General features: G+C 37.2%; 21 protein-coding genes, 1 pseudogene and 3 other annotated features. Of the genes and pseudogenes, 15 read left to right on the top strand and 7 right to left on the bottom strand.

Going from position 1 to position 24037, the window contains the following annotated elements; translation table 11 throughout:
• Positions 1–7 precede the first annotated feature (7 nt).
• On the bottom strand, positions 8–625 hold the full coding sequence (locus NSQ08_RS21465; protein WP_002015467.1) for a TetR/AcrR family transcriptional regulator: 618 nt from the start codon (positions 623–625) through the stop codon (positions 8–10).
• A gap of 296 nt (positions 626–921) precedes the next feature.
• On the opposite strand from NSQ08_RS21465, the gene NSQ08_RS21460 reads away from it, so the two are divergent.
• Together NSQ08_RS21460 and NSQ08_RS21455 are read left to right on the top strand one after the other, a co-directional pair.
• Complete coding sequence (locus NSQ08_RS21460) at positions 922–1575, top strand: HlyD family secretion protein (RefSeq protein WP_002190842.1); 654 nt, start codon at positions 922–924, stop codon at positions 1573–1575.
• A 12-nt stretch (positions 1576–1587) separates the two neighbouring features.
• Complete coding sequence (locus NSQ08_RS21455) at positions 1588–3381, top strand: DHA2 family efflux MFS transporter permease subunit (RefSeq protein WP_002143335.1); 1794 nt, start codon at positions 1588–1590, stop codon at positions 3379–3381.
• 21 nt (positions 3382–3402) lie between these two features.
• On the opposite strand, the gene NSQ08_RS21450 is transcribed toward NSQ08_RS21455, so the two are convergent.
• The 5 genes from NSQ08_RS21450 to sspI form a co-directional block, all read right to left on the bottom strand.
• On the bottom strand, positions 3403–3759 hold the full coding sequence (locus tag NSQ08_RS21450) for a hypothetical protein (protein ID WP_016092408.1): 357 nt from the start codon (positions 3757–3759) through the stop codon (positions 3403–3405).
• A gap of 24 nt (positions 3760–3783) precedes the next feature.
• Positions 3784–4155, bottom strand: a complete 372-nt coding sequence (locus NSQ08_RS21445; protein ID WP_002165001.1) for a hypothetical protein — start codon at positions 4153–4155, stop codon at positions 3784–3786.
• 112 nt (positions 4156–4267) lie between these two features.
• On the bottom strand, positions 4268–4981 hold the full coding sequence (locus tag NSQ08_RS21440; RefSeq protein ID WP_340778692.1) for a CPBP family intramembrane glutamic endopeptidase: 714 nt from the start codon (positions 4979–4981) through the stop codon (positions 4268–4270).
• A 139-nt stretch (positions 4982–5120) separates the two neighbouring features.
• On the bottom strand, positions 5121–5678 hold the full coding sequence (locus NSQ08_RS21435; protein ID WP_002143328.1) for an HD domain-containing protein: 558 nt from the start codon (positions 5676–5678) through the stop codon (positions 5121–5123).
• Positions 5679–5856: 178 nt separating this feature from the next.
• On the bottom strand, positions 5857–6066 hold the full coding sequence (gene sspI / locus NSQ08_RS21430) for a small acid-soluble spore protein SspI (protein ID WP_000009511.1): 210 nt from the start codon (positions 6064–6066) through the stop codon (positions 5857–5859).
• Between the two features lie 82 nt (positions 6067–6148).
• Between sspI and NSQ08_RS21425 the strand changes: the two genes are divergently transcribed.
• From NSQ08_RS21425 to NSQ08_RS21400, 6 genes and pseudogenes are all read left to right on the top strand, one after another.
• Positions 6149–6946 (top strand): TrmH family RNA methyltransferase, encoded by a 798-nt coding sequence (locus NSQ08_RS21425; protein WP_002034240.1) that lies wholly within the window; start codon positions 6149–6151, stop codon positions 6944–6946.
• A 92-nt stretch (positions 6947–7038) separates the two neighbouring features.
• Positions 7039–7267: a binding site (T-box leader), on the top strand.
• 43 nt (positions 7268–7310) lie between these two features.
• Positions 7311–8345 carry a phenylalanine--tRNA ligase subunit alpha gene (pheS, locus tag NSQ08_RS21420; protein WP_002015457.1) on the top strand — a complete coding sequence of 345 codons (1035 nt, stop codon included), beginning with the start codon at positions 7311–7313 and terminating at the stop codon, positions 8343–8345.
• A gap of 18 nt (positions 8346–8363) precedes the next feature.
• Positions 8364–10784: a phenylalanine--tRNA ligase subunit beta gene (gene pheT / locus NSQ08_RS21415; protein WP_340778686.1), complete on the top strand. Its 2421-nt coding sequence runs from the start codon at positions 8364–8366 to the stop codon at positions 10782–10784.
• Between the two features lie 152 nt (positions 10785–10936).
• Positions 10937–11188, top strand: a binding site (T-box leader).
• A gap of 52 nt (positions 11189–11240) precedes the next feature.
• Entirely contained in the window at positions 11241–12632 is a 1392-nt protein-coding gene (asnS, locus tag NSQ08_RS21410; protein WP_002034242.1) for an asparagine--tRNA ligase, read from the top strand.
• Positions 12633–12806: 174 nt separating this feature from the next.
• A pseudogene (locus tag NSQ08_RS21405) lies at positions 12807–13709 on the top strand (SDR family oxidoreductase).
• An 82-nt stretch (positions 13710–13791) separates the two neighbouring features.
• On the top strand, positions 13792–13926 hold the full coding sequence (locus NSQ08_RS21400) for a YuzL family protein (protein ID WP_002112167.1): 135 nt from the start codon (positions 13792–13794) through the stop codon (positions 13924–13926).
• A 216-nt stretch (positions 13927–14142) separates the two neighbouring features.
• On the opposite strand, the gene rnhC is transcribed toward NSQ08_RS21400, so the two are convergent.
• The gene (gene rnhC, locus NSQ08_RS21395) at positions 14143–15081 is read right to left on the bottom strand and encodes a ribonuclease HIII (protein WP_340778681.1); all 939 of its coding nucleotides are present in this window, start codon (positions 15079–15081) and stop codon (positions 14143–14145) included.
• 123 nt (positions 15082–15204) lie between these two features.
• Here rnhC and zapA point away from each other — a divergent pair, with 123 nt between their 5' ends.
• The 7 genes from zapA to isdC all read left to right on the top strand — a co-directional run bounded on the left by zapA (position 15205) and on the right by isdC (position 24021).
• A complete protein-coding gene (gene zapA / locus NSQ08_RS21390; protein ID WP_002088902.1) occupies positions 15205–15474 on the top strand; it encodes a cell division protein ZapA in 270 nt (89 codons plus the stop codon).
• Between the two features lie 2 nt (positions 15475–15476).
• Positions 15477–16016 (top strand): CvpA family protein, encoded by a 540-nt coding sequence (locus NSQ08_RS21385; RefSeq protein WP_002034246.1) that lies wholly within the window; start codon positions 15477–15479, stop codon positions 16014–16016.
• Positions 16017–16071: 55 nt separating this feature from the next.
• The gene (gene polX, locus NSQ08_RS21380; RefSeq protein ID WP_033709473.1) at positions 16072–17790 is read left to right on the top strand and encodes a DNA polymerase/3'-5' exonuclease PolX; all 1719 of its coding nucleotides are present in this window, start codon (positions 16072–16074) and stop codon (positions 17788–17790) included.
• 19 nt (positions 17791–17809) lie between these two features.
• Positions 17810–20170, top strand: coding sequence for an endonuclease MutS2 (locus NSQ08_RS21375; RefSeq protein WP_012261787.1), 2361 nt, complete (start codon positions 17810–17812; stop codon positions 20168–20170).
• A 196-nt stretch (positions 20171–20366) separates the two neighbouring features.
• The gene (locus tag NSQ08_RS21370; protein ID WP_002034249.1) at positions 20367–21056 is read left to right on the top strand and encodes a 23S rRNA pseudouridine(2604) synthase RluF; all 690 of its coding nucleotides are present in this window, start codon (positions 20367–20369) and stop codon (positions 21054–21056) included.
• A gap of 107 nt (positions 21057–21163) precedes the next feature.
• Positions 21164–21414: a binding site (T-box leader), on the top strand.
• A gap of 113 nt (positions 21415–21527) precedes the next feature.
• On the top strand, positions 21528–22853 hold the full coding sequence (gene brnQ6 / locus NSQ08_RS21365; RefSeq protein ID WP_061673924.1) for a branched-chain amino acid transport system II carrier protein BrnQ6: 1326 nt from the start codon (positions 21528–21530) through the stop codon (positions 22851–22853).
• Positions 22854–23313: 460 nt separating this feature from the next.
• On the top strand, positions 23314–24021 hold the full coding sequence (gene isdC / locus NSQ08_RS21360; protein WP_113768855.1) for a heme uptake protein IsdC: 708 nt from the start codon (positions 23314–23316) through the stop codon (positions 24019–24021).
• The last annotated feature ends 16 nt before the right edge of the window (positions 24022–24037 follow it).

Genomic DNA, 24037 nt, shown 5'->3' with positions numbered 1-24037 from the left:
TTCATTTTTAAAACGGTCTTTCTAATCCTGCTGCAGTATGAGCTCCTAAAATAATTAAGCGAGTTAATTGCATTGCCATGAAATGTGGGGTATAAATCATGCCTCTTTTTAACCATGACATAATCATTCCGATATGAGCGCCTGTAACATAACTAATAAGAATATCACGAGGGACCATAAGGTCTTCATCATCTGGCTGGGAAATAGATAGGCTTAATGTTAAATGTGTTTGAATTGTTTTCATCATTTTATAAGAATAGTTTCCAGCTGCCTTATCGCCGAGCATAACGTTATAGAAATTAGTATTGTCTGCGATATGCTCAAACAAAGCTAAAAAAGTTGGATGCGGTGAATCAAAAGTGAGCTGAAAATCTTCTTTATTTCGATTTTGTGGTTTAATTACTGCAGCTAGTTTTTCTAACATTTCTTCTATGCTTTTTTCTAATAAATCATATTTATCATGGTAATGGCTATAAAATGTAGCACGATTTACAGGAGCGCGTTCCGCGATATGTTGCACAGTTACATTTTCGAAGCCCTTTTCGCCTACTAAAGCGACAAAAGCATCCTGTATGAGTTGTCTCGTTCGTTTTACACGTGGATCATTTGTATTTTTAATAGACATTTTTACTTCACCTCGTTTAATTTTTTAACCTTAAACAACACATGTATAGTGTGATGTTGTTTAAACAACATATAGGTTTAAATTGTTGGTTGTAGATTCGGGATAATTATTTATAATTATAAACGATAGTCCTTTAGAAATCAGCACCGCTAGGATGCAGACAAAACATAGTTTGCGTCGTAAAAGGTGTGCTTTTTTTGTTTAAAGGTTAATATAATTAACAATTAAACAATATAAACACTAAGGATGTAAATAGTTTAGAAAAAAATTATATGCGATATAAGGAGAGGAATGCAATGAATCAGTTTCGAAGAATGGTAATTATCAACATTATCACATTAATTGTATTAGTTGGCGGCGGTATTGGCGGTTATTACTATTACAATCAAGCGGAAAACTATTTAAAAACAGAAAATGCAAAGATTGACGGGAAAGTAATCCCAATTGCATCACCAGTAGCAGGTAAATTAACAGACTGGAAAGCTGAAGTCGGAAAAAATTACAATGAGAACGATAAATTAGGTGCGGTTACTGTAGCAGGAGCAAATGGTGAGCAAACAGTAGATGTAACAATTCCGCAAAATGCAACAGTTGTACAATCAAATGCAACAACTAATGCGTTCGTTGGGGCAGGTAGCCCAATTGCTTATGCATTTGATATGAGCAATTTATGGGTAACAGCAAATATTGAAGAAACAAATATTGATGATGTTCAAAAAGGCCAAACAGTAGATGTGTATGTAGACGCATACCCAGATACAACGTTAACGGGAAAAGTAGAACAAGTTGGATTAACAACAGCGAATACATTCTCGATGTTACCATCAAGTAACGCAACAGCGAACTATACGAAAGTAAAGCAAGTTGTACCAGTTAAAGTTTCTTTAGATCATAGTAAATCAGTAAATATTGTTCCTGGAATGAATGTGTCAGTTCGTATTCATAAGTAAGGGGGAGATGAGATGTCCTCAATTGCAATTGTAGGATATGCACTATTTTGTATAATCGTCTTCTTCCTTGTAAATCGTCTTTTACGAAAGAAAAAAACGAATGTGGGAGAAGAACAAGTCCCAGCCGTAAGTAAGATAGAAGTAAGTCAAGCAGAAACAGTAGAGAAAGAACTTGAACAAAAACAAGAAACAGAAGCTTCTAACGTAGTGGAATTAGAAACAGGGAAGCAAGAGCAAGTAAAACAGGAAAAAGAAATGCTGAAGAGACAATTGCCGGTAGAGAATGTGAATGTAAAGGCAGTTGTAGCTGTATTAATTCTCGGTATGTTCGTTTCTATTTTAAACCAAACGATCATTAATGTTGCACTGCCTCCATTAATGAATGAATTTAACGTATCAACTTCAACAGCACAATGGTTAATTACAGGCTTCATGCTTGTAAACGGAATTTTAGTACCAATCAGTGCATTTTTAGTTTCACGATTTACGTATCGTAAATTATTCATAGCAGCAATGTTATTCTTCACTGTAGGATCTATCATTTGTGCTACATCAGGAAACTTTACAATGATGATGACAGGCCGTGTTGTTCAAGCGGTTGGCGCAGGTATTTTAATGCCAGTTGGTATGAATATCTTCATGACATTATTCCCGCCTAATAAACGCGGAGCAGCTATGGGGTTACTTGGGGTAGCGATGATTTTAGCACCAGCTATCGGACCAACTGTAACAGGTTGGGTAATTGAAAACTATAGCTGGAACTTAATGTTCTATGGGATGTTTGTTATCGGTTTAATTATTACGTTCTTATCTTTTAAATTCTTTACACTAGCTCAGCCAGTGTCCAAAACAAAGTTAGATGTATTCGGTGTTATTAGTTCAAGTATTGGACTAGGTAGCTTACTGTACGGATTTAGTGAAGCTGGAAATAATGGCTGGACTAGTGCAGAAGTTGTTATAACACTTATCATCGGTGTCATTGGTTTAGCTGTATTTATTTGGAGAGAGTTAACAACAGACAATAAAATGCTTGATTTACAAGTGTTTAAATATCCGACGTTCACTTTCACATTAGTAATTAACGCGATTGTAACGATGGCCTTATTCGGAGGTATGTTATTACTTCCAGTATACTTGCAAAACATTCGCGGTTTTACACCGATGGAATCTGGTTTATTATTACTTCCAGGATCATTAATTATGGGGATCATGGGACCAGTTGCAGGTAAACTATTTGATAAGTATGGTATTCGTCCGTTAGCAATTGTCGGATTAGCCATTACAACATTTGCGACATATAAATTTACAACGTTATCGATGGATACACCGTATAGCGTTATTATGACGGATTATATTATACGCTCAATTGGTATGTCATTCATTATGATGCCAATTATGACAGCTGGTATGAATGCACTGCCGATGAAATTAATTTCTCACGGTACAGCAACGCAAAATACGTCAAGACAAGTAGCTGGTTCAATTGGAACAGCGATATTAATCACGCTTATGACGCAACAAACTACTGCTCACGTAGCGGATTACGGCAATATGTTAACAACGTCAAACCCGATTTTAGTTGATAAAGTACACGGTATGGGCCAAAGCTTAGCGGCATTAGCCGGATCAGCTCAAGCAGGAGATGCGATGAGTACACAACTATTATTCGGACAAATTTCAAAGCTATCTGCAATTAACGGTATTAACGATGCCTTCTTAATTGCAACTATATTAGCCGGTATTGCTTGGGTGTTATCGTTCTTCTTACCATCAGGCAATAAACCAAATAGAAAAGCAGGGAATTAATTTCCCTGCTTTTTTGTCTTTTTAAAGAGTGAGATATAAAAAATGATAACCAGCTACGGAGCACAGCCCTGTTATAAACAAAATTGTTCCCATAGCACGAATGCTGGATATTTGTCTTCCACTTATAATAGCTAATAGTCCAGCTAAAGAGAAGAAACACCAATATAAAGTTCCTGAAATTGGAACCATCCCCTCTAAATCTATTCCAAAACCTATACAAATGATAGGAACAAAGATAAGCGATATGCTAATCAAACCAGCTATAATAGTAAGTGATTTACGATATTTAATGCCAGCAATAATTAAAAAAATGCCAACGATGAATTGGCATAACATCAAAGTAAGAGCCAAAACCATCCAAGTTAATATTCCAAACACTTCTGTATTACCTCCGATAAAATATTATATATAGAATGAATCCCCTACAGACATAAGTACCCAGAAAATAACCCCTAATATGCCAGCGATAAAAATAATGAATCCCATATTACGTATACTTTTAATCTTTGCCTGTAATCCATTTAATCCTGCCAATAATCCAGTTAAAGAAAACAGTATCCAATATAAAGTAGTTGAAATAGGGAGGATCGTATCGCTATTCACCCCCATGCCCCAAAAAACAAAAGGTAGTGTGACAAAAGATAGGCTAAGTAGCCCCATTAAACCCACAAATAATTTAAGATGTTTAATGCTAGTAATAATTAAAAAAATACCACCGAAAAATCCGCATAAAACAAGAAGTGGCATATAAAAAATCCAAAGTAAGCTCGACATAAATAATCTCCTTCTATGGTGATGAGTTATATTTTACTACATGAGGTTTATTTTGGATATTATTAATAAATATGTATAAATTGATAGAAATGAGAAGTGATGATACCTCTTTTTAACTCAAGAACGCCAACATATTATTCATAATATGAAATAACATAGCTGGAATAATGGATTTTGTTTTTTTACATAAAATAGCCATTAATAATCCCATGAAGAAAGTAATTACCATTACTTCCAGTGAGTATGTATGAGCGATACCGAAGAAGAAGCTTGTTAAAATGGCTGCAATCCAAAATGGAAAGCGTTCTGAGAAGAAGCGAAGTATAAAACCACGGAAAATAAGCTCTTCAAAAATTGGTGTGAGTATAGCGAAGCCGAGAAGTAATAATATTTGATACTGCTTAAAAACGTCTAAGTTTAGTGCGGAAGATTGCTGCTTTGTTGCGTCTTGGAACACATAATTTAACAAGATGTAATTGAGTATAATGTTTATAGCGAAGAAAAGAAGTAAGTATACGTATGTACGCCATTCTTTAAGTACTTTAAAGTTAAAAGATTTTAGTAGTAATTTTTTTGCGGGTTCGAATTTAAAAATGAAGAATAACAACACGGCTAGTTGTAATACGATACTTGCAGTATTTGCAATAGATTCATACAGGGCAATTTGTTTTTTATCTGTAAGACCGGCTGTATAAATTGTTAAGGGCATTGCGAGGAACACAGTAATAAGTCCGGTTCCGAAAAAAGCGAATAAAACGGAGCTAATAAATTGTCCCCATGACATAGAGTATTTCTGTTCATTAGAAAGTTGTGTAGCGGGTTGCATTTGTAAAATCACCTCTTTATATTTGTATATTTAATTATAAAGTATTTTGCTTTTGAGTGTAACATTTAAATATTACATACAAAGGTGTATTTTTCGCAAAATAATAAAAGAGGTATCACCCTATAGTGATGCCTCTTTCTCATTGATAACTATGTTCTGCCTTGTCATTCAATTTCTTTTGCTCTATTTGTAATTCACGCTCTACCAATCGGTCTAATTGCTGAATAGCTTTAAGTGCTTTTTCGTAAGAAATCGTTCTATAATGGTGCGCTCCGCCCGGTTCTTCATCTGCTTCGTCTGCCCATTTAATAATGTTTTGAAGAGATGTTCTTTCAATTTCTTGCTGTACTAAGAAAGAATCTGTATGAAGAAGAATCGCAATAGAAATTTCTTTTGCTAGTTTAGGATGTTCTCCTAATCTAATAAGCAATTTATGAGATCTTTCTGCCCCTTTAATCGCATGTATATCATTCTTTTTATACAAGTCATAGTCCCATTCGCCGCCTGTGTACCACGTATGATGTCCGATATCATGAAGGAAGCCAGCCTTTGTCGCAGCATCGACTGAGGCGTGATGCTTTTTGGCTAAGTGAAACGCATGGTAAGCGACAGCAATCGCGTGGACCATTCCAGAACGGTTTACATATTTTTGTGTAATGTGATGTTTAAAAACTTGTTCAAGCGTAATACGTTGCATAAAACATTCACTCCTTTTATCTAATGATGTACATGAAGAAAAATCGATCGGTTTAAATGTATTTTGAACATTGTACTCCATCGGGGTAGCGTTAGTAAAGTAGAAATGTTTAGGAGAAGAAAAATTTTATAGACATAAAAGGTCACCTTAGTTTTTTTCTAAGGTGACCTTTTATTGCTTATTTTTTTAATCCTTGCTCCAGTGTTCCTAACATTTCGTGTTTTTCATTTTCATCAGCATTTTTCCAAATGACTTCGAATAAAACGCCAAGACCTGGAAGCATTTTTTCTTCACCGCTTTGAATTGCATCGACAATCGTTTCTTGTAATTGGTCTTGTGAATTTCCAGATACATTCGCTAATACCGCGCCGCGTAAATTAAAACTCATTATTTTCACCTCTTCTTCAGAATTGAAACTGACGTTAGTTTTTGTTCTTTTTTATGTAAATATGTATGAAAAATAGGCTATAATGATAAGACAAGAAGAGAGGGAAATACATATTATGAAAAACATTGATTCAGTACAAAACCCGCGTGTGAAGCAGTGGAAAAAGCTGCAGACGAAAAAAGAGCGCGATAACAAAGCTTTATTTTTTGTAGAAGGATTCCATTTAGTAGAGGAAGCGTTAAAGGCAGGAGTTGTAACAGAACTTATCGTTTCAGATCAGACAGATCTTCCGAAAGATTGGACAGTTAATGATGTTGAAATGTATATTGTGCCTGAAGCAATTGTAAAAGTACTTCGCGAAACAGAAACAACGCAAGGTGTATTTGCTGTTTGTGAGAAACATGAGAAAGAAGTAGCTCTTACTGATGGGAAATTTCTTTTATTAGACGGCCTTCAAGACCCAGGTAATTTGGGAACGATTATTCGTACAGCGGATGCAGCTGGTATTCATGCCGTTGTGCTTGGAGAAGGGTGCGTTGATGTTTATAATAGTAAAGTACTACGATCTACACAAGGTTCTATTTTCCACTTACCGGTTGTAAAAGGGAACTTAGAAGAATGGGTAGACAAGTTAAAAGAAAATAACGTCCCTGTATATGGAACAGCTCTTGAAAATGGAGTTCCATTTGCTGAAGTAACCCCGGCTGGAAGTTTTGCATTAATTGTAGGGAATGAAGGAAGCGGCGTACGCCAAGAAATTCTTGCGAAAAGTGATCAAAACTTGTATATTCCGATTTACGGCGGGGCAGAATCATTAAATGTTGCGGTTGCAGCAGGGATTTTAACGTATTATTTACAAAGCCCAGTTGCGAATCGATAAAAAACTTCTTATAATAAGTTGAAGTGCATGTTCATAAAAAAGTGGTGAAATGAGTATCGAACTTTTTTGAACATATAATAAAAGTATATTAATGAAAAACGTTGATAGAGAAGAGTAGCTTACAAAATCGCCATATAGGGAGAGAGTGCCGTAGACTGAAAGCATTCTTATGGTAGATGGAAGTGAATTCACCTCTGGAGTTGGCGCCAGGACCATTTATATGTAAAGGCGTTCCGGTCAGAATTGATCGTTATAACTAATGAGTGGGCAGACTTGTTCTGTCAATTTAGGGTGGTACCGCGAATTTACCTCGTCCCTTTTTGGGAGCGGGGTTTTTTTATTTTTAAAATTAGGAGGGTTCCAAATGGAAGCACGTTTAAAAGAGCTAAAGCAAAAAGCGTTAGAGCTTATTGAAGAAGCGAAAGAGCTAAAGGGCTTAAACGACGTACGCGTAGCGTATTTAGGGAAAAAAGGTCCAATTACAGAAGTATTACGCGGCATGGGAAAATTATCAGCAGAAGAGCGTCCACGTATGGGAGCATTAGTAAATGAAGTACGTGAAGCGATTCAAACGCGTCTAGAAGACAAAATTGGTAACTTAGAAAAAGCAGTAATTGAGGCGAAATTAGCTACTGAAACAATTGATGTTACACTGCCAGGTCGTCCTGTTGAAACAGGTTGTCACCATCCGTTAACAGCAGTTGTTGAACAAATTGAAGATGTATTCATCGGTATGGGTTATGAAGTAGCTGAAGGAACAGAAGTAGAAAAAGACTACTACAACTTCGAAGCATTAAACTTACCGAAAGATCACCCAGCGCGTGATATGCAAGATACATTCTACATTACAGAAGAAACGTTACTACGTACACATACATCTTCTGTGCAAGCACGTACGATGGAAAAGAATAAAGAAAAAGGACCGATTAAAATTATTTGTCCTGGTAAAGTGTATCGCCGCGATGACGATGATGCAACGCATTCACACCAATTCATGCAAATTGAAGGTCTTGTAATTGATAAAAACATTCGCATGAGTGACTTAAAAGGTACACTGCAAGTATTCGTGAAAAAGATGTTCGGTGAAGATCGTGAAATCCGTCTTCGTCCAAGTTTCTTCCCATTCACAGAGCCGTCTGTAGAGATGGATATTTCTTGTATGATGTGTCACGGTAAAGGTTGTGGCACTTGTAAAGGGACTGGCTGGATCGAAATTTTAGGAGCAGGTATGGTTCACCCGAACGTACTTGAAATGGCTGGTTATGATTCAAAAGAATATCAAGGTTTCGCATTCGGTATGGGCGCAGAGCGTATCGCAATGTTGAAATACGGCGTAGATGACATTCGTCATTTCTATACAAATGATGTACGTTTCTTACAACAATTCAAACGAGCGTAAGGGAAGGAGAGGATAAATATGTTCGTATCATATCGTTGGTTACAAGAGTATGTAGATATTAAAGATGTAACAGCACAAGAACTAGCAGACAAAATCACGAAAAGTGGTATTGAAGTAGAAGGTGTTGAAGTATTAAATAAAGGTGTAAAAGGTGTTGTAGTTGGTCACGTATTAGAATGTGAAAAACACCCAGAAGCTGATAAATTAAGCAAATGCTTAATCGATATCGGTGAAGAAGAACCGGTTCAAATTATTTGTGGAGCTGCTAACATTGCAAAAGGTTTAAAAGTACCAGTTGCAAAAGTTGGCGCTGTGCTTCCTGGTAACTTCAAAATTAAAAAAGCAAAACTACGCGGGGAAGCTTCTCACGGTATGGTTTGTGCTCTTCAAGAGCTTGGTATTGATGGGAAATTCGTTGCGAAAGAATATGCAGACGGTATCTTCATCTTCCCAAGTGATGCTGAAGTTGGTGCAGATGCACTTGAAATTTTAAATTTACATGATGAAGTACTTGAGCTTGGTTTAACACCAAACCGTGCAGATTGCTTAAACATGTTAGGTGTTGCATATGAAGTAGCTGCTATTTACGGCCGTGAAGTAAAACTTCCAGCTATCGACTTACAAGAAACAGCAGAAAAAACTTCTGATTACATTTCTGTAAGTGTAGAAGCGAAAGAAGAAAACCCATTATATATTGCAAAAATGGTGAAGAACGTAAAGATTGGTCCATCACCAATGTGGATGCAAACTCGTCTTATGGCAGCTGGCATTCGTCCAATTAGTAATGTAGTTGATATTACAAACTACATTTTAATGGAATACGGTCAACCGTTACATGCATTCGATTACGATAAATTAGGTTCAAAAGAAATCGTTGTTCGTCTTGCAAAAGAAGGCGAAAAGATTCAAACATTAGATGCTCAAGAACGTACGTTACAAAGCCACCATCTTGTAATTACAAACGGCACAAAAGCGTTAGCTGTTGCTGGTGTAATGGGCGGAGCGGATTCTGAAGTTGATAGCGAGACAGTAAACGTTCTAATTGAGTCTGCATACTTTGCAGGTCAAACAGTGCGTCGTACATCAAAAGACTTAGGTCTTCGTAGCGAATCAAGTGCACGTTTTGAAAAAGGAATCGACCCAACACGTACATTTGAAGCAATTCAACATGCAGCTGCTTTAATGGCAAAATACGCTGGTGGAGAAGCACTTGAAGGTGTAGTAGAAGCTGATAACTTACAAGTACAAGAACGTACAGTATCTGTTACAGCTGAAAAAGTAAACCGTGTATTAGGTACAGATATTTCTGCGAGTGAAATGGGTACAATGTTCACAAACTTAAAATTCCCATTCACAGAAGTAGAAGGAACATTCCATGTAAATGTACCAGCACGTCGTCCTGACATTACAATTTCAGAAGACTTAGTAGAAGAAGTAGGTCGTCTGTATGGTTATGATCACATTCCAGTTACATTACCATCTGGAACAATGACACGTGGTAAATTAACATCAGCACAAACGAAACGTCGTAAAGTACGCCGCTTCCTAGAAGGTGCTGGTTTATATGAAGCAATCACATATTCATTAACAAGCGCTGACAAAGCGAAACAATATATGATTGAGCCGAACGAAAAAGCTCCTGTAAATCTTGCGCTTCCAATGAGCGAAGAGCGTAGCCAACTTCGTTTAAGCTTAGTGCCACAATTGTTAGAAGCAGTTTCATACAATGTTGCACGTAAAAACGACAGCGTTGCATTATATGAAGTAGGTTCTATCTTCTTACCAACAGAAGCAGGAGAACTTCCGAAAGAAGAACAACATCTTGCAGGTGTTATGACAGGTCTTGCTCTTCACCATGCATGGCAAGGTGAGAAGAAAGTTGTAGACTTCTTCGTTGTTAAAGGTGTATTAGAAGGATTATTCGACGTACTTGGTGTGGCAAATCAAATCACTTATGCACCAGCAAAACGTGAAGGTATGCACCCAGGCCGTACAGCTGACATCGTATTAGATGGTGAAGCAATCGGATTCATCGGTCAATTGCACCCGGAAACAGAAAAACAATTAGATGTGAAAAATACATTCGTATTCGAATTATCTCTTGCAAAAGTATTCGGTGCAGACGCTGAGGAAACTTACTACTTAGCAATTCCACGTTTCCCATCTATGACACGTGATATGGCTGTTGTAGTAACAACAGAAACAAAAGCTGGTGAAATGAAGCAAGTCATTGCTGAAGCTGGCGGAGAACTTCTGAAAGACGTAGCACTATTCGACTTATACGAAGGTGAAAAAATGGAAGAAGGCAAGAAATCACTTGCATTCTCTATGAACTACTTCGATGCAGAACGTACATTAACAGACGAAGAAGTAACAGAAGCACATAACCGTGTATTAACAGCGGTAGAAGAGAAATTTGGTGCGGAGTTACGTAAGTAATAAAAAATTGCCGGATTAAGTCCGGCAATTTTTTTATGGCACGATTGTCGGAAAATGTCGGTAAGTCGATATATTATAAAAATCGCTGATATATTTTCTGGCATCTTGCATCTTTCTCTCGAATGTAGTACATTAATTTTAGTTTAACAAAACGAAAGACGATGATAAGGAAAAGTAGTATATACTATAATCCAAAGCGAGTCAGGGACGGTGAGAGCCTGATGAGGCGGTATATGTGAAGAACACCTTGGAGTTGCTAACCGAAATTGAAACTTGTATTCAAGAGTAGGCTTAGACGGGAATCCGGCCTGTTACAAACCGGGAAGTATGTATTACATACGAGTTAAAGTTGGTCTTTATGACAAATTGGGTGGTACCGCGAAGTTTAACCTTTCGTCCCTTTATGGATGAAAGGTTTTTTTGTATTTAAATATATGAGTAAAGGAGAATTTTACTATGGAAAACACATTAGTAAAAAGTCTGTATAGAGATACAGATAAATACGCAGATCAAACAGTACAAGTATCGGGTTGGATTCGTAACTTACGTGATTCAAAAGCATTTGGTTTCATCGAATTAAACGACGGTAGCTTCTTCAAAGGTGTTCAAATCGTTTTCGATACAGAATTAGAGAACTTCAAAGAAATTGCAAAGCTTCCACTAAGCTCTTCAGTTAAAGTAGAAGGTAAAGTAATTGCAACGCCTGGAGCGAAGCAACCATTTGAAATTAAAGCAGAAAAAATTGATATCGAGGGCTTATCAGATTCTGATTACCCACTTCAAAAGAAGCGTCATACGTTTGAATACTTACGTACAATCGCTCACTTACGTCCAAGAACAAATGCATTCTCTGCAACGTTCCGTGTGCGTTCTATCGCAGCATTTGCGATTCACCAGTTCTTCCAAGAGCGTGGATTCGTACATGTTCACACACCAATCATCACTGGTAGTGATACAGAAGGTGCAGGCGAAATGTTCCGCGTAACAACGCAAGATTTAAACAACGTACCTAAAGGTGAAGACGGACAAGTTGACGAATCAAAAGACTTCTTCGGTAAAGAAACAAACTTAACAGTAAGTGGACAGCTTAATGCTGAAGCTTATGCGTTAGCATTCCGTGATGTGTACACATTCGGTCCTACATTCCGTGCAGAAAACTCAAACACAACTCGCCACGCAGCTGAGTTCTGGATGGTTGAGCCTGAGATTGCATTCGCTGAGTTAGGCGATGTAATGGATCTTACAGAAGATATGCTGAAATATGCAATGAAATACGTACTAGAGCATGCACCAGAAGAAATGGACTTCTTCAACAGCTTCGTTGATAAAACAGTTCTAGAGCGTATGAACAACGTGATCAACTCTGACTTCGGTCGCATCACTTATACAGAAGCAATTAAAGTACTTCAAGAATCAGGTGCTGAATTTAAATACCCAGTAGAATGGGGTATTGACTTACAAACAGAGCACGAAAGATACTTATCAGAAGAAATCTTCAAACGCCCTGTATTCGTAACTGACTATCCGAAAGACATTAAAGCATTCTACATGCGTATGAACGAAGATGGTAAAACAGTAGCTGCTACTGACCTTCTAGTTCCTGGCATCGGCGAATTAATCGGCGGTAGCCAACGTGAAGAAAGAATGGACGTTTTAGTAGACAGAATTAAAGAATTAGGTATGAACGAAGAGGACTACTGGTGGTACTTAGAACTTAGAAAATACGGCGGTACAAAACACGCTGGATTCGGTCTAGGTTTCGAGCGCTTCCTAATGTACATTACTGGCATGGCTAACATCCGTGACGTAATTCCATTCCCAAGAACTCCAGGTTCTTCTGAGTTCTAAAATATGAAAAAAGCGAGAGGGTTTCCTCTCGCTTTTTTTATTGGAAAGGGTGTAACTACAAGCCGAATTTTATAAAGTATTTCACGATTGGAAAAGATGTTGTTCATAGTTCCCTTCCCACTTCATATATAAGTAAAACGAATGCGACATTTATAGGGAAGGGGTTTTTGTACAATGGGAGAAATTCCAAGTCATACAAAGTGGACATTGCGTGACAAGTATATAGTAATCACTGGTGCAACAAGTGGTATTGGATTAGCGGCAGCTAAGGTATTTGCAGAACGCGGTGCCAAACTAGGAATCATTGCACGTAACGAAGCAAAAGCGAATGATGTTATGACTTGAATTAAAAATGTAACGAATGGGAATGCAGTGGTAGATATATTTTTAGCTGATATGGCTTCCCAACAATCTATACGCCGGGTAGCTACTAATATTTTAGAAAGGTGTCCGAGAATAGATATATTAGTGAATAATGCTGGTGCTTTATTTCAAACAAGGCAGCTTACGAAGGACGGTTTGGAGATGACCTGGGCGGTAAACCATTTAGGTCCATTCTTACTCACTAATTTGTTGTTGGAGCGTTTAAAAGAAAGTGCTCCTGCTCGTGTCATTACCACTGCATCTCACGGTCACAAAATGGCTAAAAAGGGAATTGACTTCGGTGATCTAGATGCAGAACAACTTTATCGCGGTGTTAAGAAGTTCATGGGCGGTCCCACAATGCGTTATGCGCAAACAAAACTGGCTAACATTTTATTCACCTCTGAATTGGCACAGCGGTTGGAGGGAACGAGTGTTAGTGCCTATAGCTTTGATCCAGGGCTAGTGGATACGAATTTTAACCAGGACAATGGTCTGGTTGCTCGCTTAACTATGGCTGCAATGAAACCTTTCTCTCGTACACCCGAGGAAGGTGCTGAAACTCTAATATGGCTAGCAGAATCAACTGAATTTACTGATCATAGTGGTTATTACTATGCCGATAAGCAAATAGGAAAAATGTCTGAAGCTGCCTTAGATAAGGATGCCGCAAAACGTCTATGGGACATTAGTGAAAAACAGACAGGAGGATAAAAGAGTAGCCAGTATATGTTCAGATGGCTATGCTGAATAGTTTTTTACTCTTAAGTGAAAAGTAATCTTGGGGGTGATTGTAATGAGTAAGAAAGTGAAAACAGACCATTCTAGATCAAGCTTAGGTTCTCCGGAAGTGGAAGGACAAGGAACGACTACGCATGAAACGGGTTCTTATAAAGTACCTTCATCAAATAAGAAGCAGAAACGAAGTTAAACATAAAAAGGGAGTCATGGAGACTCTCTTTTTTTAGTTGAATAGTGAATATATATTGTCCTAAATTTAAATATATATCGATATAACGAAGAAGTGCGACAAAAATAGGAACGTGTGAGATCCTATTTATCCATTTTTCATTCATAAAAGGCGAAAAGAATTCAATTCTTTTCGCCTTGTTTAGTTCATCCATATCCTGTCGATACTAAAAAGTAGTTATTTTTTTAATAAGCGAAACGCCTTCTCTGTATTAGCAAAATGCACTTTCACAAATTCAGGTAGTCTTTCTTTACCGACTTTTTGAATTAATTTAGCAGCGGCAATATCAACTTGTTTACCAGCACCTTTCGGAAGTTGCATACCAGCTTTTTTGCTTAGTTCGTCAAATTGTTTTACGAATGAGTAACGAGCTAAAATAGAAGCGGCGGCTACTGCTAAATGGACACTTTCACCTTTTGTAGCGAAGTAAACATTTTCACGCTGTACCTGTTTTTGTTTCGCTAAATATTTATAGTATGTATCAGGCTGTGTAAATTGGTCGATTAAGATACCCTCAGGTGTTGTAGGTGCAATTTTAGCCAATAAGTTTGTGATGGCTTTGTTATGTAGTAAAGCTTTTAGTTTACCTTGGTTGTTTCCTTTATCAAATAGCTCGTTATATTTTTCATTATGAAGAACGAGGGAGCTGTAAGGAACAACGTGAAGGAGTTGTTTTGCAATCTCAGCAATTTGAGCATCATTTAAGTTTTTGGAGTCTTTTACACCGAGTTCTTTTAAAAGTGGAATTTGCTTCGCATCCACATATACAGCAACAACTGTCATCGGTCCAAAGAAATCTCCAGTACCTACTTCATCGGACCCTAAAATCGACATTGTACCAATAGAAGAAGGTGGTGCATATTGATGCGAATTGACCGATTTTTTTACAGCGGATTTTGGTGTTTGAGAGACAGTTTGCCAACGAGAAGCCTCTGCTTCAGCACGTCCACCTTGAAACATTACTTTCCCTGATTTATAGGCTGTAATTGTGCAAGATGGAACCTTTGCCATAAAGATACCGCCTTGCGGAATTTTGGGGCTAAGTGCTTGTTTGTATTGTTGTTTCATGTCTTCAATTACTGTAGAACTTGTTTGTATTACGATAGAATTTGACAAAATGGTCGCTCCTTTTTTATGTTGTTATTTTTATCATATCGGATTGTTCTTTCTGTTTCCATATTATGATGGTTCATGGTATGATAAACTTTAGGATTCTGTACGTGATTGGAGGCCGGTGAGTTGTCACAACAAAAGGGAAATAAAAGTCGAATTAATGTAGAAATATATGGCCAACAGTATTCAGTTGTTGGCGATGAAAGTACAAGTCATATCCGCATGGTAGCAGCGATTGTGGATGATAAAATGCGCGAACTCAATGCCAAGAATCCTTCGCTTGATACGAGTAGACTAGCGGTATTGACGGCGGTAAACGTCATACACGATTACATAAAATTAAAAGAAGAACATGAGAAGTTGAAAGAAAGTATGACACAAAAAGGAATGGAATAAACATGATTGATATTATTATCATTTTATTGCTTGTTATGGGATTTTTCCTCGGTTTACGCAGAGGATTTATTTTGCAACTTGTAAAGTTAACAAGCTTTATTATCGCATACCTCGTTGCATACTGGTACTGTAAAGATTTAGCGCCAACGCTTGCGAAATTTATTCCGTATCCATTCGATAAGAATGTATCTGTTCCAGAATGGATAGATGCGAATAATATTGAGGGTGTCTTCTATCAAGCAATTGCGTTTATTGTATTATTTATTATTACAAAAATCGCACTTTCACTACTTGGTAATTTACTGAATATGTTTGCAGAAATCCCAGTTTTAAAGCAAGTCAATGCGGTTGCTGGGGCACTTCTTGGCTTTTTAGAAGTGTATATCATTCTGTTTGTCTTAATTATTGTTGGAACAATTCTTCCAATTGAACAAATACAAACACCATTACAAAAATCATCAATTAGCAAAATAATTGTAGACGATACACCGATTCTTTCTGAAAAGGTGAAGGAACTATGGCAGACAGGTAGCAGAGTGTAACTTCTCTTTTTTCGGAAAGAGAAGTTTTTTTCTATGAAAGAAAGGCGGGGCAATGATGAAAGTGAATAAAAAACAAGTTATCAAATTACTAGAGACAATCGGCCTATTTATGGAACTAAAGGGCGCGAATCCATTTAAAATATCTGCATTCCGTAAAGCGGCGGCAGCATTAGAAAGTGACGATCGTAGTCTTTCTGAGATTGAAGATTTCACGAAGATTCCGGGCATTGGAAAAGGAACAGCAGCAGTTATTCAAGAATATATAGAATCGGGAACATCTGAAGTATTACAAGAGCTTGAGAAAGAAGTGCCAAGTAGCTTATTACCGTTATTAAAATTACCAGGCCTTGGTGGTAAAAAGGTAGCTAAGTTATATAAAGAACTTGGTGTTGTTGATATGGAATCGCTAAAAGCGGTTTGTGAGGAAAATAAAGTACAAGCTTTAGCAGGTTTCGGTAAGAAAACAGAAGAGAAAATATTAGAAGCAATTGATCAAGTAGGCTCTCGTCCAGAGCGGTTACCAATTGCGATGGTATTGCCTATTGCCGGGGAAATAGAGGAGAAATTGTCGAATGTTGCTGAAATAATTCGTTTCTCACGCGCTGGTAGTTTACGCCGTGTTCGTGAGACAGTGAAGGACTTAGATTTCATCATTGCAACGACAGAGCCAGCAGTAGTGCGTGAACATTTACTACAATTTGATAATATGATTGAAGTGATTGCAAGTGGAGATACGAAAGTATCTGTTCGTCTTCAATATGAATATGATATTTCAATTGACTTCCGCTTAGTAAAACCAGAAGAATTTATTACAACTCTTCACCATTTCACAGGATCAAAAGACCATAACGTAAAAATGCGCCAAATTGCGAAAGATAGAGGCGAGAAAATTAGTGAATACGGTGTGGAAATCTTAGAGACAGGTGAAGTGAAAACATTCGAAACAGAAGAAGCATTCTTCGCCCACTTTGGCCTTCCATTCATCCCACCAGAAGTGCGTGAAGATGGAAAAGAAATTGAATTAATTAAAGAGTATCCGAACTTAATTCAGTTCTCTGATATACAGGGTGATTTACATATGCATACAACGTGGAGTGACGGTGCTTTTTCAATTGAAGAAATGGTGCAAGCGTGCCGCGCTCGTGGATATAAATTTATGGCAATTACTGATCACTCGCAATACTTGAAAGTAGCAAACGGTTTAACGAAAGAGCGTCTTCGTGAACAAGCGAAAGAAATTGAACGTATGAATGAAAAGTATCCAGACATTACAATTTTGCGCGGGATTGAAATGGACATTTTACCAGATGCGACACTTGATTTTGACGATGAAGTATTAGCAGAACTAGATTATGTCATTGGAGCCATTCACTCTAGCTTCTCACAAGACCGTGAAACGATTATGAAGCGTCTTCGCACTGCACTTGAGAATAAGCATGTCACAATGATTGCTCATCCGACAGGACGTCTTCTTGGGCGCCGTGAGGGTTACGATGTAGATACAGATTTATTAATCCAGCTCGCAAAAGAAACAAATACAGTTTTAGAATTAAATGCAAATCCAAACCGTCTAGATTTAAGCGCGAAATTATTAAAACAAGCACAAGATGCTGGTGTAAAAGTAGCGATTAATACGGATGCCCATACACTTGAAATGTTAGAAGATATGGAAACAGGTGTAGCAGCAGCGCGTAAAGGTTGGATTCAAAAAGATAACGTGATTAACACATGGGATATTGAACGTTTATTAGACTATATTAAACGTAATAAGTAATACAGGGGGGACCTGCAACATGTTAGAACGAACGTTGCGTGTATTAGAATACAATAAAGTAAAAGAACAATTACTTGAACATACAGCATCTTCACTTGGTCGTGATAAAGTGAAGAATTTAGTGCCAAGCACAGATTTTGAAGAAATTGTGGAATTGCAAGAAACAACGGATGAGGCAGCGAAAGTCATCCGTTTAAAAGGACATGTACCACTTGGAGGGATTTCTGATATTCGTGCAAATATTAAGCGTGCGAAAATTGGAAGTATGTTAAGTCCTCATGAATTAATTGAAATCGCAAGTACGATGTACGGTAGTCGCCAAATGAAACGTTTCATTGACGATATGATTGACAACGGTGTTGAGCTTCCAATTTTAGAAACACATGTCGCACAAATTGTGTCTTTATATGATTTAGAAAAGAAGATTACAAATTGTATTGGTGACGGCGGTGAAGTAGTCGATAGCGCAAGTGACAAATTGCGTGGTATTCGTAATCAAATTCGTACTGCGGAAAGCCGTATTCGTGAGAAATTAGAAAACATGACGCGTTCTTCAAACGCGCAAAAAATGTTATCAGATGCAATTGTAACGATTCGTAACGAACGCTACGTAATCCCGGTAAAACAAGAATACCGCGGCGTATATGGTGGTATTGTTCACGATCAATCTGCTTCTGGACAAACATTATTTATCGAACCGCAAGTAATCGTGGAATTAAATAACGCACTTCAAGAAGCACGTGTGAAAGAAAAACAAGAAGTAGAACGCATTTTAATGATGTTAACGGAAGAAGTAGCAGTGGAAGCTGATATTGTTTTATCAAACGTAGAAGTAGTTGCAAATCTTGATTTTATTTTTGCGAAAGCTCTTTATGCGAAGCGAATTAAAGCGACGAAGCCAATCGTAAATAATGAACGCTACATGGATTTAAAACAAGCACGCCATCCGCTTATTGATCCGGAAATTATCGTGCCAAATAACATTATGCTTGGTAAAGACTTTACAACAATCGTTATTACAGGACCGAATACAGGTGGTAAAACAGTTACACTTAAAACAGTCGGTATTTGTGTCTTAATGGCGCAATCTGGTCTTCATATCCCAGTAATGGATGAATCAGAGATATGTGTATTTAAAAACATCTTTGCTGATATCGGTGATGAGCAATCGATTGAACAAAATTTAAGTACATTCTCTTCTCATATGGTAAACATTGTAGATATTTTAGAAAAAGCTGATTTTGAAAGTTTAGTCCTATTTGATGAATTAGGTGCTGGGACAGATCCGCAAGAAGGGGCTGCACTAGCGATTTCTATTTTAGATGAAGTATGTAACCGTGGTGCTCGCGTTGTTGCAACGACGCATTACCCAGAATTAAAAGCATATGGATACAATCGTGAGCAAGTTATTAATGCGAGTGTTGAGTTCGATGTGAATACATTAAGCCCAACGTACAAATTATTAATCGGTGTACCAGGACGTAGTAACGCCTTTGAAATTTCGAAGCGTCTTGGTTTGTCTGATCGCGTTATTGATCGCGCTCGTAACCATATTAGTACAGATACGAACAAAATCGAAAATATGATTGCAAAGCTAGAAGAAAGCCAAAAAAATGCAGAGCGCGAACGAAAAGAAGCGGAAGAGCATCGTAAGCAATCTGAAAAACTTCATCGTGAATTACAACGTCAAATTATTGAATTTAACGATGAGCGCGATGAAAAATTATTAAAAGCGCAAAAAGAAGGGGAAGAAAAAGTCGAAGCTGCAAAGCAAGAAGCAGAAGGCATTATTCAAGAACTTCGTCAATTGCGTAAAGCACAGCTTATAAACGTGAAAGACCATGAGCTTATTGAAGCGAAGAGCCGTCTAGAAGGTGCGGCGCCAGAGCTTGTGAAGAAACAAAAAGTAAACGTGAAAAACACAGCGCCAAAACAACAGTTACGATCAGGTGATGAAGTAAAAGTGTTAACGTTCGGTCAAAAAGGTCAATTGCTTGAAAAAGTAAGTGATACAGAGTGGAGCGTACAAATTGGTATTCTGAAGATGAAAGTGAAAGAATCCAATATGGAATACATTAATACACCGAAGCAAACTGAGAAAAAAGCAGTCGCAAGTGTGAAGGGTAGAGATTATCACGTGTCGTTAGAGCTAGACCTTCGCGGCGAACGTTATGAAGATGCAATGATGCGCGTTGAAAAATATTTAGACGATGCACAGCTTGCAAGCTATCCTCGTGTATCAATTATTCACGGTAAAGGAACAGGAGCGCTTCGCCAAGGTGTACAAGATTACTTGAAGAAACATCGCGGTGTGAAAACCTACCGCTACGGTGACATGGGCGAGGGAGGCCTAGGCGTAACAGTTGTCGAATTAAAATAGCAAACAACCAAACAAAAGGGGAAACCATTATATGTTTATGGACAAACTTGCAAAAGTATTGTTAGCTTGTTGCGGAATATTTTTGGTAATTGGGGTTATTTATTTAGTTGTTTTTGCGAAGTAAAGGAGCGTCAATCTTGGCATAATGATATTGCCATGGATTGACGCTTTTAATCTATAAGAAAAGGAACAAAACATGAAAATCAACCAATACATAAGCGAAGCAAAATCCTGCTCAAGACGTGAAACAGACCGTCTCATTAAAGCAGGACGTGCCTGTATTAACGGTGAAGTATGTACGCACGGTGCACTCGTTAATGAAGGTGATATTGTAACAATTGATGGGCAAGTTATTGCAAAAGAAGAGAAAGAAAAGGTGTATATTGCCTTCCATAAACCAGTCGGAATTACTTGTACAGCAGCCGAACATATTGAAGATAATATTATTGATTATATCGATTATCCAGAACGAATCTTTCCTGTTGGACGATTAGATAAAGCATCGGAAGGACTCATCTTATTAACGAATGACGGTGCGATTGCGAATCAAATTTTGCACGGTGATCATGAGCATGAGAAAGAATATGTTGTCGCTGTTGATAAGCCGTTTACAGATTGGTTTATTGATGAGATGTCCAGCGGTGTAAAGATTAAAGATGGAATGACGAAGCCATGTAAAGTGACGAGAGTTAATCAGTCTACATTCCGCATCGTTTTAACGCAAGGAATGAATAGGCAAATTCGTAGAATGAGTCGTGCTTTCGGATTTACTGTAACAAAGCTAAAGCGAGTACGCATTATGAATATAGAGCTAAATGAGCTTGAAGCTGGAAAATGGCGAGACATTACACCTAAGGAATTAGAAATATTAATAGGGCAGTTATAGGGAGGAAAGTTTTCTCCCTATATTTTTTTGTCAGAAAAAATAAAACTATTGATTTTTTAAAAAATAGCCCATATAATAAAAAACAACAAGTTTCGACAACATATTTTATAAAAGTAATGATGAGGACATGAGTTGTTTTTGACGATTCTCAGAGAGGGAAGCCTTAGGCTGTGAGCTTCCTAATACGGAAAGACAAACTTACCACCTCTAAACTTCAAGAGTGAACTGCAGATGCATTGTAATTCTTGGCGGATAAAACCGTTATCAATTTACACGAGCTATAAAATGAGCTTATTTCGTTATAAATTCATTTTATTAGAATAAGGGTGGAACCACGATTTCAACACTCGTCCCTTTGTTAGGGACGGGTGTTTTTTGCGTTCTTTTACGGGGAAGTATGCTTGAAAGAGGATATGTGACGGATTTTAATTCAGAATATTTTGTCAATAAAATAATTAGGAGGTAGTAGAAATGAAGTCATCTTTAAAGTTTTCTGAGATGTTTGCAATAAGCTTAATGTTATTTGCACTGTTTTTCGGTGCCGGTAATATGATTTTTCCACCAGCGTTAGGGCAAGGTGCTGGAACAGATGTATGGATCGCGTTATTTGGCTTTATCGTAACAGGTGTAGGACTGCCTTTATTAGGAGTTATTGTTATAGCTCTAAAGGGAGATATTAATGAATTAGCAAGACGTGTACATCCTGTATTCGCGCTAATTTTCATTACTGCAATTTATTTATGTTTAGGCGTATTTGTTAGTGTGCCACGTACAGGGACTGTTGCTTATGAAATGAGCATTGCACCATTTTTACCAAGTGAGGTAGCTAGTCAGGCTTATCCACTTGTCATCTTTACATTTATTTTCTTTGCGGTAACTTTCTATTTAGCATTAAACCCATCGAAATTAGTGGGGCGCATTGGTAAAGTGTTAACTCCAATTTTATTAGCTGTTATTGCAATTATTGTAGCGAAAGCAATTATGACTCCAATGGGAGAGTTTGGTGCCCCTACAGAAGCGTATAGTGCCCCGCTCTTTAAAGGTTTTATTGATGGATATTTAACTTTAGATGGACTTGCAGCACTTGTTTTCGGAAATGTTGTGATCAATGCTTTAAAAGCAAAAGGCATTACAAATAAGAACAGTATTGCGAAAGTAACAATCTTTGCAGGATTTATTGCAGCACTTGGCTTACTTCTTGTTTATTTAGCACTTGCTTACCTTGGAGCTTCAAGTGTTTCACTTGGAATGGGAGCAAACGGCGGAATTATTTTAACAAACGTCGTGAATCATTTATTTGGTAGCTACGGAACATTATTACTAGGTATCGCAATTACAGCAGCATGTTTAACAACTTCTGTCGGTATTGTAGCAGCTTGTGGAGAATATTTTTCTTCGTTATTACCAAAGCTTTCTTATCAAAAAGTCATTTTTATTTTCTCTGTATTAGCATTTATGGTAGCAAATCTTGGTTTAACTCAGTTAAACGCATTAGCATTGCCGATTTTAATTGCAATTTACCCAATTGGTATCGTACTGATCGTATTATCACTTGTTGAAAACTATATTCGTCTTCCATTAGCTATGTATGTAGGCGGTATTGTAGGCGCATTTGCAATTAGCTTCTTTGATGGATTGCATAATGCAAATCTTCAAGTAGCGGCCCTTGCTCCTATTTTAGATAAAATTCCATTATATAGTGTAGGGATTGGTTGGCTAGTTCCGGGTATCATTGGAATTGCAATTGGATATGTAGTTTCTTTATTTCAAAAGCAAGAAATTGCTGTAGAAAAATAAGGGAAAGAGGCTTTCTTTAAAAGAAAGCCTCTTTTTTTGTAGAAAAATTATATATAGAAGAATTCAGATATTAAAAATTTTATACGTAATATAGTTGACAAAAAAATTACCAGTAGGCTAAGATTGACTTAGTTGTGGAAATATTGGAAGGGAAGAGGTTTTCTATGACTATATCATTTTTGTAAGAAGAGGTGATAAAACGATAGAATTAGGCGGTTTATTTTTTTTGAAATTCGTTGAGAATGATAATCAATAAAATGATGAAAGAGTTTTATGTTTATTCTTATAGGAAAAATTGGTGGGATTATTTTTTTGTCTATCAATGAGAATGATAATCAATATATTTCTAACTACATAGTGTTACTCGTTATAAAATAGAGATAGAAAGATTATTTTTTTTCTTATATATTGAGAATAATTATCATTTTCAAAAAAGAAAAACAAGGAGGCAGTAAGGTAAATGAGAAAGTTTTCGGTATTACCCGCTTTTATTATGACATTCGTATGTATGCTAGCTTTTCTCGTAGTGCCATTCGGACAAGCTTCGGCAAATGTAGCTGACGGTACTTACGATATTAACTATGTCATACAAAAAGCAGAAAATGATTCAGCTTCAATGGCAAATGATTATTTTGAAAAACCAGCTAAGTTAATTGTAAAAAATGGTGAGATGAGAGTACAAATTCCTATGAATCATAGTGCTTGGATTACAGAATTTAAAGCACCAGAGAACGGGAACTTTGTTGATGCAAAAGTTGTTAGTAAAGATGAATCTGCAGATAAAAGAACTGTAGAGTTTAAAATAGACGACTTATCTAAACCAGCAGCTGTAAAAATTCATGTTGTTGTACCGAACGTAAATTATGACCATAACTACACAATTCGCTTTGCGTTTGATGCAAATGTAAAAGCAGTAGGTGGAGAGAATAAGGCAACTGCTGCAACAAAAAATGAAGATCAAACTCAAAAAAATACACAAGTAAAAGAAGAAGTGAAGAAAGAAGAGAGCAAAGAAACAAACAAAGATGTAAATAAAGGAACAAATGAAAGTGGGAAAGCTGAAAAAACAGATAACCCAAAAACAAGTGATGAAGCACGTATCGGATTATTTGCAGCATTACTTCTTATTTCAGGTGTTTTCTTAGTTCGTAAAGTACGTCAAAACTAAATAAAGGAGCGGTATT

This window comes from Bacillus sp. FSL E2-8887 (assembly GCF_038007205.1).
Taxonomy (GTDB): domain Bacteria; phylum Bacillota; class Bacilli; order Bacillales; family Bacillaceae_G; genus Bacillus_A; species Bacillus_A mycoides.
Note: the sequence above shows the minus strand (reverse complement) of the source record. Positions and strands in the feature narration are given on the sequence as shown.

Bases quoted from the DNA above. Each gene is read 5' to 3' on its own strand.
- NSQ08_RS21465 (WP_002015467.1), bottom strand. From the start codon at position 625: ATGTCTATTAAAAATACAAATGATCCACGTGTAAAACGAACGAGACAA.
- NSQ08_RS21460 (WP_002190842.1), top strand. From the start codon at position 922: ATGAATCAGTTTCGAAGAATGGTAATTATCAACATTATCACATTAATT.
- NSQ08_RS21455 (WP_002143335.1), top strand. From the start codon at position 1,588: ATGTCCTCAATTGCAATTGTAGGATATGCACTATTTTGTATAATCGTC.
- NSQ08_RS21445 (WP_002165001.1), bottom strand. From the start codon at position 4,155: ATGTCGAGCTTACTTTGGATTTTTTATATGCCACTTCTTGTTTTATGC.
- NSQ08_RS21440 (WP_340778692.1), bottom strand. From the start codon at position 4,981: ATGCAACCCGCTACACAACTTTCTAATGAACAGAAATACTCTATGTCA.
- NSQ08_RS21435 (WP_002143328.1), bottom strand. From the start codon at position 5,678: ATGCAACGTATTACGCTTGAACAAGTTTTTAAACATCACATTACACAA.
- sspI (WP_000009511.1), bottom strand. From the start codon at position 6,066: ATGAGTTTTAATTTACGCGGCGCGGTATTAGCGAATGTATCTGGAAAT.
- NSQ08_RS21425 (WP_002034240.1), top strand. From the start codon at position 6,149: ATGATAAGACAAGAAGAGAGGGAAATACATATTATGAAAAACATTGAT.
- pheS (WP_002015457.1), top strand. From the start codon at position 7,311: ATGGAAGCACGTTTAAAAGAGCTAAAGCAAAAAGCGTTAGAGCTTATT.
- pheT (WP_340778686.1), top strand. From the start codon at position 8,364: ATGTTCGTATCATATCGTTGGTTACAAGAGTATGTAGATATTAAAGAT.
- asnS (WP_002034242.1), top strand. From the start codon at position 11,241: ATGGAAAACACATTAGTAAAAAGTCTGTATAGAGATACAGATAAATAC.
- NSQ08_RS21400 (WP_002112167.1), top strand. From the start codon at position 13,792: ATGAGTAAGAAAGTGAAAACAGACCATTCTAGATCAAGCTTAGGTTCT.
- NSQ08_RS21385 (WP_002034246.1), top strand. From the start codon at position 15,477: ATGATTGATATTATTATCATTTTATTGCTTGTTATGGGATTTTTCCTC.
- polX (WP_033709473.1), top strand. From the start codon at position 16,072: ATGAAAGTGAATAAAAAACAAGTTATCAAATTACTAGAGACAATCGGC.
- NSQ08_RS21375 (WP_012261787.1), top strand. From the start codon at position 17,810: ATGTTAGAACGAACGTTGCGTGTATTAGAATACAATAAAGTAAAAGAA.
- NSQ08_RS21370 (WP_002034249.1), top strand. From the start codon at position 20,367: ATGAAAATCAACCAATACATAAGCGAAGCAAAATCCTGCTCAAGACGT.
- brnQ6 (WP_061673924.1), top strand. From the start codon at position 21,528: ATGAAGTCATCTTTAAAGTTTTCTGAGATGTTTGCAATAAGCTTAATG.
- isdC (WP_113768855.1), top strand. From the start codon at position 23,314: ATGAGAAAGTTTTCGGTATTACCCGCTTTTATTATGACATTCGTATGT.